This window comes from Sphingobacterium arenae, from assembly GCF_014692505.1.
In the GTDB taxonomy this organism is placed as follows: Bacteria; Bacteroidota; Bacteroidia; order Sphingobacteriales; family Sphingobacteriaceae; genus Sphingobacterium; species Sphingobacterium arenae.
Map to the genome: position 1 here is coordinate 44383 of NZ_JACNYK010000005.1, position 12089 is coordinate 56471.

The following is a 12089-nucleotide window of genomic DNA, read 5'->3' on the forward strand; positions in this document are numbered from 1 at the left end:
CTATTTCCTCGTAAACCTAAATAAAATGCTTCACAAAACTACAAGTTAAGATTTTTTTATAAAATCCTTTTTAGGTTATAGAAAGAATACTTTCGGTGAAATAATCCATTCTATCGGTGAAATATCTTCCACGCAAATGTGTATATTGCAATTGTATTTAACGAAAGGTCGATAATTCTATGATATTTCATCATTTTGGTTCCTATATTTTATTGTTGAAGAAAGTCTTCAAAAAACCGGAAAAATGGAAAATATATTTAAAAGAAATTTTTCATGAGATGAATGAAATAGGAATAGGCTCCCTGAGCTTAATTTTGATAATTTCTACATTCATTGGAGCAGTTATGACATTGCAGATCGCCTTTCAGTTAGTGTCAGATCTTATTCCAACAGCAGTTATCGGACAAATCAATCGTGATTCTAATATATTAGAACTCGGGCCTACCATCTCAGGTTTGGTGTTGATGGGTAAGGTAGGATCTGCTATTTCCTCTCAGATCGGTTCGATGCGTGTGACAGAGCAAATTGATGCCTTGGAGATCATGGGGATCAATGCGCCGGGTTTCTTAATCTTGCCCAAGATTATTGCGGGGGTTATTATGGTGCCTGTATTAGTTATTATTGCGATTTTCTGTGCGATTACGGGTGGCTTAATAGGCGGTAGTTTGTCAGGTGCAGTTGCCCCATCGGATTATATACAGGGCATACAAGAAGGTTTCAATGGCTTTACGGTGACGGTTGCTATCGTGAAAGCCATTATTTACGGGTTTATTATAACGTCGGTTCCAGCATATAAAGGATTTTATGTCCGAGGTGGCGCATTGGAAGTGGGACAGGCGGGTACCCAAGCAGTCGTCATTGGTTGTATTTCGATCTTAGCCTGTGATTATATCATTACCGCATTAATGTTGTAGTAAAAATTTATGATTGAAGTTCAAAATATATACAAATCATTTGGAGATAATGAGGTTTTGAAAGGGATCGATGCCATTTTTGAACCCGGCAAAGTGAATTTGATTATCGGCGGGTCCGGCTCAGGCAAAAGTACATTGTTAAAGTGCATTGTCGGACTTCACGATCCCGACCAAGGGAAGGTCTTTTTCGACCAGCAGGAGTTTACGGGAATGGACTTTGAAGAGCGTATACCCATTCGACGGAATCTAGGGATGTTATTTCAGAACTCTGCCCTGTTTGACTCCATGACCGTGGAACAGAATATTATTTTCGCATTAAGTATGTTTACCGATATGAGCCAGGCCGAGAAAATAGAGCGCGCCAATTTTTGCTTAGATCGCGTGAATTTGAAAAACGTTAATAAATTATATCCATCCGAGCTGTCGGGAGGGATGAAAAAACGGGTCGGTATTGCGCGTGCTATCAGTATGAGTCCGAAATATCTATTTTGTGACGAACCGAATTCCGGTCTTGATCCTGCCACTTCCATATTAATTGACGAGTTGATTCAAGAATTGACAGAAGAATATCAATGTACGACTCTAGTCGTAACCCACGATATGAATTCTGTAATGGGTATAGGCGATTATATCTTGTTTTTATATAACGGACAGAAGTTTTGGGAAGGATCGAATGAGGAGATGCTGCGCTCGGATGTACAGGAATTGAATGATTTTGTCTTCGCAAGTCCGTTAATGAAGGCCGCGAGAGATTCCATAAAATAGTATAACATCTCCAAGCTAATGTCTATCTTTGCCGCGTCTAATAATTGACATCTAAATAGCTGAAAGTGACTTCTACGACAAATATACAACTGCTTACACCACAATATTGGAAAGACTATGAACTGATTGATTGCGGTGATTTTGAAAAGCTGGAACGTTTCGGTGATGTAGTATTGGTCCGTCCTGAACCACAGGCGGTTTGGCCGAAAACACTACCCGAGACGGAATGGACGAAAAGGCATCATATCCGATTTAAGGGGCGCTCTGCTACGTCGGGAGATTGGCTAAAGAAGAACCCTAACATCCGGGATCGTTGGCATATCGAATACAAAAATAACGATTTCGCCATTAAATTTCGACTCGGGTTGACTTCCTTTAAACATGTAGGTATATTTCCTGAGCAAGCGGTGAACTGGGACTATATTTCTGAATCTGTAAAATCCTTTCATACCCCTCGACCTAAGATACTTAACTTATTTGCATATACCGGTGGAGCATCCTTAATAGCAAAAGCTGCAGGAGCAGACACGACACACGTGGACTCTATTAAGCAAGTTGTTACTTGGGCGAACGAAAATCAGGAATTATCTGGATTGGATAATATTCGTTGGGTGGTGGAGGATGCGCTTAAATTTGTAAAAAGAGAATTGAAGCGGGGCAATAAATACCAAGGTATTATCTTGGATCCACCGGCATACGGACACGGGCCTAAAGGAGAGAAGTGGAAGCTCGAAGATCATATTACCGAGATGATGCGAGACGTTGTGCAACTTTTAGATCCTCAGGAACATTTCCTTATTTTGAACACCTATTCCTTAGGATTTTCTTCTGTTATCGTAGAAAATCTAATACGCATGGCTTTCCCACAGGTAGAAAACCTCGAGATAGGAGAACTTTATTTGCAAGCAACTGCAGGTTCCAAACTCCCGTTAGGAGTTTTTGGAAAATTTAGAAAGATAAAATAGAAGGTTTTTCTTATGCCTGCCCTTTCAATTCTTCCTCGTGATTGCTTAGAATCGATAAAAAACTTTGTGTTTCTTTAAAACCAAAATTCTCCATTTCCTTGGTGATTGTACGATAGTAGGTTATACCCTGCAGTAGCTGCTCCTTAAATCTCGAGGTAACTTTTTGTCTCTTTACATCGCCAACACCATTTTTTATCAAGCTTTTTAGGTAATCTATATAGAGCTGCAATTCGTTTAGAAAAATATGCGGTCTATTTTTTAATGCTAATACACGGCGGCCATATATATGATCCACCATTTCCTTTAACGTGTACGAGCCTTTAAAATAAGCTGTATTTGGACCCGGGCAGATAGATACCGCGGCGCTTTCCTTTGGTCTTTTTATGTTATATTTTAAATAGGCAGATATGGCAAGCCCCTCACATAAGCAGGTTTTTGCCGTAATCTGGTCAAACTGTTTCTGAAACGCTGCTTTCGGCAGTTCCAGCCTTTTCAATTCTTTGATCTTAGCATGTTGATAAACACGAGAAGCCAAACATATGGGCTCTTTTGAAAATTCCGTATTGTTAACCAAGTACCTCTTTGTACAAGGGCTTCCCGGGATGCCCTTTATGATACGTTCTATCCGTCTTTGCTCTGCCGTGCTGCCTCTAAAATTATGGAAAGGAACGCCCAACGGAGAAGAATCACTGAGATAAAAATCTGTTTTGTCCGCTTGTGCCAATAGTGCCAAAGTATCGTCGTCTACTGTTGTAGCTTCTGGGACTAATAAAAAGGGAGAACCCCATCCTGCGCTATCAAAACCATAGTAAGTTAAGAGAAATACTTGTTCCTGTGCTGTTCCTATACCACCTTGTACTGCGAATTTAGTCGGCAGAATGTGTACGTTTGATATCCCTTTTTCAAGAAGCGTAGTTTTATAAATACTGGAGAGCTCACGAAGAAGCTCCTCTCTTTTTTGTTTAAACTCTTCCAGAATAGGACCAAGTAAGTACCCTTCTGTTGCGAATGCATGTCCTCCACAATTTAAACCGGACTCGATACGGAACTCCGAGACCCATAATCCTTTTTTTGCAAGATATTTTGCCTGAATGTAGGCCGAGCGATAATCTGACACCTTCAAGATAATTTTCTTTTCCAATACCCCATAACGATTTGGAAGGAAAGAACGTAGTTCGGCGAGGTAATTATACAGACGGGGATTCATCCCGGCCGATAGCACAACAGACGAACGCAAATTAGATTGCGCAAACCCTCGTAACGCCGCTAGCGCATCCGAATATTTTTCGCTTAATATATTTCCTTGCGCGTCCGTATTTAGTTTGTCAACTTTTGCCATAATATTGATATCGATATCGCCGGGAATAACCATAGCCTTTAATTCTTTCTGCAAAGTGGTTTTTTTAGCCCCATCTTCCATCTCTAACATCTTCTTATAGTGTTGTTTGCTCCTATCCGTATCGGGCAACAGTTCAAAATACTTTGTTAGATCAGAAGTGAGCGAAAAATCTTCTTGTTTCATCTGGAAGATTTGCGTATCAACAACTTGTTGTACGAGGTTAAGGTATGCGGTAATCCGTTTTGCTCGATAATCATCTTCCGTTTTTTTTATGGGGTCATAATAAAGCTGGTTTTGTTGGGTATAAAACGCGCGCATGCGCTCGATAAGCTCGTCGTCTACGATAGACATAACAGAAGAAATTCCGAATTTCGCTACTTTTAGCGGAGAATCTATAGAAAAAGCTAATCCTAATACGGGGATGTGGAACGCGTGTTTCATATTTATTGTATATTCCTACAAAATACGCGAATTCGAGACGGGGATAAAATAACAGGTGTGTTATATAAAAATGATTTAGGTCATTTTTAAAAAAGATAACATTTGAATCCTTTTCTCAGGAGATAAATTTTCAAATGTTATCTTTTGCGGCTTTATAGCGAAGCCGAATCTAAGGTAATCGTACCGATGTCCTTGGCAACACCAGTTTCTACGACAACGTTTTCCATTATGTCGTTTGCGAACGCTTCGTTTTCCGGTTCGATGACAATGGTGTACGTTCCGTCTTCAATACCCGGAAAATAGAACTTACCTTCGGCATTTGTTACGGCGCCGATACGTTCGTCACCTATTTCAATATAAATTTTTGGTGCAGCGTCCAGTGGTACCACCACCCCATAGATAACACCAGAGACAGCTTCTGGTATGGCGCGAATAACAGGTTTTAAACTGTACCCACCGTTGCCTTGCTGTACAATTGAACTGGCGACGTCAAAGTCCAATAAAAGAGTATATGCTACATTTGGAATCAACTCATCATGTACTTTAATTTTAACACCAGAACTCTGTCCACTTGGCGTAGCGAGTGGGTGGCGTTCACCATCAACAATGATCTCGTTGCCTTCATCATCTAATATCAACCGCACTTCTTGTAAGCGTCCTGAAGCCACCGTTTCCGTAGCCAACAAGGTGTCTTTACCCATAGAAAATTCCAGGATATCGAAAGGTTCATTATCATCCACGTCAAGTATAGTGCGACCATTACTTGTCAATATTTCAATCTCATCGATATTGAGCAGTACGGCATCATATCGTCCCGGCGCATCCGTTATCTTGATAGATATCGGTGTTTTGTTTTGTGTAGAATCGTTGTCGCTTTCGCAGGCGTTTAAAAAAAGTAGCGCCGCTAACCCGATACAGAATATTGCTTTCATATTCAATTAACTTATTATGTAGACAGGAAACAAAACAAATGCCAAACTAAAATATAGTTACTCAAAAACAATCGTCTTATTTCCTTGTAACATAACCCGGTCTTCTGTTAGCAGTTGAATAGCTTGGCTTAATACCGCTTTTTCAATTTCCTTTCCCGCGGTCACTAGGTCAGGAACATCGTGGCTATGGTTGATCGATTTGGTTCGTTGTACAATAATCGGTCCTTCATCCAGGTCGTTGGTGACGTAATGTGCCGTTGCACCGATAATTTTTACGCCACGTTTATAGGCCTGCCGATAGGGGTTTGCACCGATAAATGCAGGAAGAAAAGAGTGATGAATATTAATAAGTTTATTCTCAAACTTTGCGACGAAAGCAGGAGAGAGGATACGCATAAACTTCGCTAGCACGATATAATCCGGTTGATAAGATGTAATGGTTTCGGCTAGTTCCTTCTCAAAAGCTTCCCTGCTTTTGTTTTCATGAGATACGCAGTGATAAGGAATGTCAAATTTTTCGGTAAATTCTTTCAGTGTGTCGTAGTTCCCAACTACTGCTTTTATCGATGCGTTCAACGTTTTGAAGAAATGACGAACGAGTATATCCGCTAGACAATGATGTTCTTTTGTAACCAAAATGACGATTTTTTTTTCCCGGGCAGGGTTGATAGCTACCTGTGCTTTGGCGGGTAGGTTATTTTCCAGATCCTGTTGTAAAAGCGAAGTTGTGGCCGGCACACCACTGCATACCACGCGGACAAAGAATTTGTGATTTTCCTCGTCTACAAATTCCCGCATGGTGACGATGTTTAAATGATGCCTCGCGATGACATGGGCTACACTAGCAACGAGGCCCACTGCATCTTGGCATTGGATTAGTATTAAGGTTTGGTTATTCATTACTTTTTTTGTGATAAAAGCTGTTACTTTTTTAAGAAGCAACGGCGGCTTTAGCAAGTTCTTCTTCCAGATCGATTTCAATACGTAGGTTTTCCACAATATGTTTTTGTCTGTCTGGCGTATTTTTACCCATATAGTATTCCAATAGTTGCGGTAGTTTGTTCTCTTTGGATAGAATAACGGGGTCTAACCGCATATCTTTTCCGATGAAGAGCCCAAACTCAGAAGGCGAGATTTCACCCAGACCTTTAAAGCGGGTGATTTCCGGTTTTGCGCCTAATTTCGTGATAGCACGTTGGCGTTCCTCATCTGAATAGCAGTAAATAGTTTCCTTTTTATTCCGCACACGGAACAGTGGTGTTTGCAAAATGGATACGTGTCCGGCTTTCACCAAATCGGGAAAGAATTGTAAAAAGAACGTAAGCAATAGCAAACGGATGTGCATACCATCCACATCTGCGTCCGTCGCGATGACGATATTGTTATAGCGCAGGCCGTCAAGCCCATCTTCAATATTCAAGGCATGTTGCAGTAAATTAAACTCCTCGTTCTCGTAGACGATCTTCTTTGACATGCCATAGGAGTTCAGGGGCTTACCTTTCAAGCTGAATACGGCTTGGGTCTGCACATCTCGCGATTTTGTGATCGAGCCACTCGCTGAGTCTCCCTCTGTGATAAATAGTGTCGTTTCGAGGTTACGCTCATTTTTATCGTTGAAATGAATTTTACAGTCACGCAGTTTCCGGTTGTGTAAAGAAGCTTTCTTAGCGCGTTCATTCGCCAATTTCTTAATGCCCGCAATATCTTTACGTTCCCGTTCCGATTGCAGGATGCGTTTGAGTAAAGCATCTGCAGCGGCCGGATTTTTATGTAAATAATCATCTAACGCCTTTTTGACGAAATCGTTGATAAAAGTACGTACGGTAGGTCCATCAGGACCGATGCTCTGCGAACCAAGTTTTGTTTTTGTTTGTGACTCAAATACCGGTTCTTGTACCTTGATTGCGATTGCCGCGATGATGGACGAGCGTATGTCTGCCGCATCAAACTCCTTTTTATAGAACTCCCGAATGGTTTTTACAACCGCCTCGCGGAATGCAGCCTGATGTGTACCACCTTGTGTCGTATGTTGCCCATTTACAAATGAATAGTATTCCTCTCCATATTGCTGACCATGGGTCAGCGCTATTTCGATATCATCCCCCCTTAAATGGATAATCGGGTAACGCATGGATTCGGCATCGATATTACGCTCAAGTAAGTCTTTCAGGCCATGTTCGGAAATAAATTTTTGTCCATTGAAACTGATGGTCAGCCCGGCGTTAAGGAACACATAGTTCCAAATCATGTTTTCAACAAACTCCATGCGGAATTTATAATTCCGGAAAATTGTTTCGTCTGGATAAAAACTCGTCGCAGTACCGTTACGCTGTGTGGTTTCTTTTTGCTCATCATTCACTAATTCGCCTCGTTGGAACTGGGCGATACGGGTTACCCCTTGACGATACGATTGTACGGTAAATTGATCGGATAGCGCATTGACAGCTTTCGTACCCACACCGTTTAGACCAACAGACTTTTGAAACGCCTTACTGTCATATTTCCCACCCGTGTTGATTTTAGAAACTACATCTACGACAGAACCTATAGGGATCCCACGACCGTAATCACGTACGGCTACTTTATTGTCGTGTACAGTGATGTCAATTGTTTTTCCAGCGCCCATCACGAATTCGTCTATGGAGTTGTCGACAATCTCCTTTAACAACACGTAGATCCCATCATCATAAGCAGAGCCGTCTCCGAGTTTCCCGATATACATGCCGGGGCGCAGACGGATGTGCTCTTTCCAATCCAAGGAACGTATACTGTCTTCATTATATGTCGTCATACGGTTTGTTTAAGTTTTCTTTGCTAACAAAAATAGGGAAAAGATTAGACAATTTCGGCAGGCTCTTTGCCTAATCCTATTTAGAACAAGCTATGAAAGGAAAAGTTGTTATAAGTAAATTTTGGACAAATGTTTTTTCGGGAAGAAAAGCAATTGCGATTGTTATTTTTCCTTTTATCTTTTTGTTGGACCGACGTTACGAGCAAGATAAATATTTGCTAAACCATGAAAATATACACATCAAACAGGCAGCGGAAATGTTGGTTATTCCTTTCTATGTATGGTATGGTGTAGAATTTTTGATACGCTACTTGCGATATAAAAAATTTCGGAAGGCTTACCTTAATGTCTCCTTTGAGCGGGAAGCGTACCGAAATGAACAAAATCTACACTACCTAAACAGTCGTAAATTGTGGGCTTTTAGAAAATATATTTAGCTGTACGTTATTTTACTAACCGTAAATAGCTTGCTACTTTATTTTTAAGGTTCCTTCTGTCCACAATAAAATCCAAGAAACCATGTTCCAAAACAAATTCTGATGTTTGGAAGCCTTTTGGTAAATCTTTCTTGATCGTTTCTTTAATTACGCGGGGGCCTGCGAATCCGATCAATGCACCAGGTTCGGCAATATTAATGTCTCCCAACATGGCATAAGAAGCGGTCACACCGCCTGTCGTTGGATCAGTCAGTAAACAAATATATGGTATTTTAGCTTGCGCCAGAAGCGCCAGTTTCGCGGATGTTTTCGCCATTTGCATCAACGAAAAGGCAGCTTCCATCATTCGTGCTCCACCAGACTTGGAAATTAACATGAAAGGAATTTTGTTCGCAATAGCATAATCGATAGAGCGGGCAATTTTTTCGCCGACAACAGATCCCATGGAGCCTCCGATAAAAGTAAAGTCCATGCAGGCAATCACGATATCTTCCCCTTCCATTTTTCCATGCGCACAGCGAATAGCATCTTTTAGTCCAGTTTTTGCTTGGCTGTCCGCTAATCGAACAGGATAAGGTTTGGTGTCGGAAAATTGAAGCGGATCACCCGATGTTAGGTTTTCAAATAGTTCTGTGTAATTGTTGTCATCAAAAAGAATGGAAAAATAAGCAGCAGAACCGATGCGGATGTGATAATCGCAGTATTGGCAAACATATTGATTTTCAATTTGTTCACTATTTAATAGCGGCTTTTTGCAATTTGGGCATTTATTCCACATGCCGTCAGGGGCTTCCTTTTTATTCTCGGTTGCAGTATTAATACCTGCCTTGTTTCTTTTAAACCAACTCATAAGTTCACGATAATTCGGACTACAAACTTAGATAAATTCATCTTTATATGCAATATAACTATATCAGGCAGATAAAATGAATTTATTCTACCTTGGGTGAGCTCACAGGTTCGGTTCTCCTCGACCATCAAGCGCTATTTAATAGAGGAAATAAACGAACCCCCATGAGATGTATGCAAACGCTATAGCGGGAAGAATAAACCGAATGTATGAGCTTATCTATACAATAGGGATTTCACACCAAGATATAATCTGTGTTAATGAAAACTATGGTAAAAAGGGAGAAAGTAATATCGAGTAAAGGAAAATAAAAATAGGCAAGCTACTCCTATCGCACCGCTCAACCTAATACCCTTGCTTTGTTCCCAACCTGGGGGAGTCAAAGGGAGCTGGTCGTAGGAGACTTGCCTGCCACAAAAGTAGCAAAAAAATAGTTCTTTGGAAAATTTTTTGTACTACTTTGTTTAGCGGCTTGATTGTCAGTTGAAAATAATCCTGTTTGGTCGTCAGGGGCTTCCCAACATCTTGTAGACTTTACCCGGTAAAGAGAGTAGTAGGCCGTTCATTTCCATTTCTAAAAGTATCATCGCTAATTTGCTTGTGGGCCATCCGAAGTGGAGAGCAATTTCATCAACTCCGGCTTGCTCCCGTTCAAGTAAAAAATTGCACACCTGTTGTTCATCTTTACCTAGGCTATCTGTTAATAACCGAAGTTGCGATCCCTCTTGCTTAGGTTTGGGACGCTCCCATCCCATCAAATAGACCAAGTCGTCCGCATGACGAATGAGATGCGCCCGGTGTGTTTTAATCAAATAGTTGCAGCCAGCAGAATATTCTTGATCTATCCCTCCCGGATAAGCACATACATCCCTGTTATAACTGTTTGCAATTTCCGCGGTGATGAGTGCTCCGCCTTTTTTCGCTGCCTCTATAACAATGGTCACGTCCGCTAGACCGGCGATAATGCGGTTTCTTGCTGGAAAGTTGTTCCGGTCAGGGATAGTTTCTGAGGGGTATTCGGTCAGTAAACCCCCATTTTCGAGCATACGAGAGGCAACATCCCGATGCGCGGACGGATACATCCTATCTAGTCCATGACCTAAAACGCCGATAGTAGGAATCCGGTGCCGAAGAGCTAAGCGATGCGCCTGTACATCGATACCATAAGCAAGCCCACTTACAATCTGTATATCGTACTCCTGTAAGCTTGAGATTAGCTCTTCACAAAGACGTTTTCCGTATGACGTTGCGTTTCTGGTCCCCACGATACTGACACAGCGCTGTGGGCTTATATCCGCAGCTCCCTTATAATAAAGTAGTACTGGAGCATCTTCGCATTGCTTTAAACGGTGTGGGTAATTGCTGTCTTCGATCCAAAGTGTTTGGATGCGGTGCTTTTCGACAAAGGCTGTTTCTCGTTCTGCATCATCCAGATATTTTTTGGAAAGGATCGATTCTACCAGCGTATTCCCAATACGCGGAATAGATAATAACTATTGTTTACTGGCGTCGAAAATATTATTAACGGAGCCAAAATGAGCGAGTAAAGTACGTGCCGTCTTGGAGCCAACACCTTTTATCTTTGTAAGTGCAATTTGTTTGAGCATGTTTATAAGTTGGAAACTTAAAGATAAGAACTTTATATAAAAATCCTAACTTTGACTGAAATTAAAAACCCTAATGAATCCTCGTGGAGCAATAGAAACAACTCCGGAAGATTCTTGCTGATAACTTAAAACATATAAAATTCAGAAAAAAGCCATGGAATTACAAGGTGCCCAAGAGCCATTTGATATTGAGATCGGAAACATAGTCTATTCCGTTTTTCCAGAAGAGAAAGACGTTTTTCTTGTTTTTAAGGATGGTCAGGAATACGTTAAGATCATAAAAGATACTGATACCGCCTGGCTAAAATTGAATCCGGAGACAGAATTACCCATGTTTGGAATGGATGAGGAAGTACATTTTATAGGGCAAAAGATAGATGAAGAATTACGTCGATAATCGTAGAAAGCGATCACATCGGCACATACACCAGGTATTTTGTGTCAAAGAAATCTTCTCTAAAATAAGAGGATAATGGATGCAATTCCGCTTTGAGGCGTGATTCTTTAATTTCCTGGCGAAGATCGCCCCCCTTCAGATAGAGGATTCCGTTGGGAATACCGTTTCGATCCTGTTTCTCAAATTTGTTTCGGACCCAAGACGTAAATTCGGCCAAACGCGTTACCGCGCGTGATACCACAAAATCATATTTGTAATCCAATTGTTCTGCACGGATATGGTCAGCTTCTACATTTTCTAAACCAAGTGCCTTGGCCACTTCTCGCACTACCTTGATTTTCTTTCCGATAGAATCAACCAAGTGGAATTGGACCTCTGGAAAGAGAATCGCCAACGGTATACCTGGGAATCCGCCCCCTGTCCCCACGTCCAAGATTCGTGTGCCAGGTGTAAATGCTGTAATAAACTTGGCGATACCGAGTGCGTGTAATACATGACGCAAATAGAGACTATCAATGTCTTTTCTAGAAATCACATTAATCTGATTATTCCAGAAGGGATATACCTCCGCTAGTTGCGCAAATTGTTGTCTTTGTTTTTCCGTTAACGTTGGAAAATATTTATAGATGATATCAACAGTTGGATCCATAT

General features: G+C 41.1%; 13 protein-coding genes and 1 other RNA gene. 5 read left to right on the plus strand and 9 right to left on the minus strand.

Features of this window, described 5'->3' with window-relative positions; translation table 11 throughout:
• The first annotated feature begins 179 nt into the window (after positions 1-179).
• The 3 genes from H8B17_RS15960 (at position 180) to H8B17_RS15970 (ending at position 2644) form a co-directional block, all read left to right on the plus strand.
• Positions 180-914 carry an MlaE family ABC transporter permease gene (locus H8B17_RS15960; protein WP_190310235.1) on the plus strand — a complete coding sequence of 245 codons (735 nt, stop codon included), beginning with the start codon at positions 180-182 and terminating at the stop codon, positions 912-914.
• A gap of 9 nt (positions 915-923) precedes the next feature.
• Positions 924-1679 carry an ABC transporter ATP-binding protein gene (locus H8B17_RS15965; protein ID WP_190310236.1) on the plus strand — a complete coding sequence of 252 codons (756 nt, stop codon included), beginning with the start codon at positions 924-926 and terminating at the stop codon, positions 1677-1679.
• A gap of 65 nt (positions 1680-1744) precedes the next feature.
• Positions 1745-2644 carry a class I SAM-dependent methyltransferase gene (locus H8B17_RS15970; protein WP_190310237.1) on the plus strand — a complete coding sequence of 300 codons (900 nt, stop codon included), beginning with the start codon at positions 1745-1747 and terminating at the stop codon, positions 2642-2644.
• A 10-nt stretch (positions 2645-2654) separates the two neighbouring features.
• Here the strand turns inward: H8B17_RS15970 and H8B17_RS15975 are convergent, their stop codons facing one another.
• The 4 genes from H8B17_RS15975 to H8B17_RS15990 all read right to left on the minus strand — a co-directional run bounded on the left by H8B17_RS15975 (position 2655) and on the right by H8B17_RS15990 (position 8147).
• Positions 2655-4424 (minus strand): hypothetical protein, encoded by a 1770-nt coding sequence (locus tag H8B17_RS15975; RefSeq protein WP_190310238.1) that lies wholly within the window; start codon positions 4422-4424, stop codon positions 2655-2657.
• Between the two features lie 152 nt (positions 4425-4576).
• Positions 4577-5356 (minus strand): DUF4382 domain-containing protein, encoded by a 780-nt coding sequence (locus tag H8B17_RS15980; protein WP_190310239.1) that lies wholly within the window; start codon positions 5354-5356, stop codon positions 4577-4579.
• Between the two features lie 57 nt (positions 5357-5413).
• A complete protein-coding gene (gene purU, locus H8B17_RS15985) occupies positions 5414-6256 on the minus strand; it encodes a formyltetrahydrofolate deformylase (protein ID WP_190310240.1) in 843 nt (280 codons plus the stop codon).
• Positions 6257-6287: 31 nt separating this feature from the next.
• Positions 6288-8147, minus strand: coding sequence for a DNA topoisomerase IV subunit B (locus H8B17_RS15990; protein ID WP_190310241.1), 1860 nt, complete (start codon positions 8145-8147; stop codon positions 6288-6290).
• A gap of 92 nt (positions 8148-8239) precedes the next feature.
• Here H8B17_RS15990 and H8B17_RS15995 point away from each other — a divergent pair, with 92 nt between their 5' ends.
• Positions 8240-8584, plus strand: a complete 345-nt coding sequence (locus tag H8B17_RS15995; protein ID WP_223816631.1) for a hypothetical protein — start codon at positions 8240-8242, stop codon at positions 8582-8584.
• Positions 8585-8591: 7 nt separating this feature from the next.
• Here H8B17_RS15995 and accD read toward each other — a convergent pair whose 3' ends face one another.
• The 4 genes from accD to H8B17_RS20915 all read right to left on the minus strand — a co-directional run bounded on the left by accD (position 8592) and on the right by H8B17_RS20915 (position 11041).
• A complete protein-coding gene (accD, locus tag H8B17_RS16000) occupies positions 8592-9434 on the minus strand; it encodes an acetyl-CoA carboxylase, carboxyltransferase subunit beta (RefSeq protein ID WP_190310242.1) in 843 nt (280 codons plus the stop codon).
• Positions 9435-9746: 312 nt separating this feature from the next.
• An RNA gene (ffs, locus tag H8B17_RS16005) (signal recognition particle sRNA small type) lies at positions 9747-9844 on the minus strand.
• 96 nt (positions 9845-9940) lie between these two features.
• The gene (dprA, locus tag H8B17_RS16010) at positions 9941-10918 is read right to left on the minus strand and encodes a DNA-processing protein DprA (RefSeq protein WP_317171058.1); all 978 of its coding nucleotides are present in this window, start codon (positions 10916-10918) and stop codon (positions 9941-9943) included.
• A 9-nt stretch (positions 10919-10927) separates the two neighbouring features.
• On the minus strand, positions 10928-11041 hold the full coding sequence (locus H8B17_RS20915; RefSeq protein WP_380933878.1) for a helix-hairpin-helix domain-containing protein: 114 nt from the start codon (positions 11039-11041) through the stop codon (positions 10928-10930).
• Between the two features lie 154 nt (positions 11042-11195).
• Here H8B17_RS20915 and H8B17_RS16015 point away from each other — a divergent pair, with 154 nt between their 5' ends.
• On the plus strand, positions 11196-11438 hold the full coding sequence (locus H8B17_RS16015; protein WP_190310243.1) for a hypothetical protein: 243 nt from the start codon (positions 11196-11198) through the stop codon (positions 11436-11438).
• Between the two features lie 13 nt (positions 11439-11451).
• Here the strand turns inward: H8B17_RS16015 and rsmG are convergent, their stop codons facing one another.
• Positions 11452-12087, minus strand: a complete 636-nt coding sequence (rsmG, locus tag H8B17_RS16020; protein WP_190310427.1) for a 16S rRNA (guanine(527)-N(7))-methyltransferase RsmG — start codon at positions 12085-12087, stop codon at positions 11452-11454.
• Positions 12088-12089: the final 2 nt, after the last annotated feature.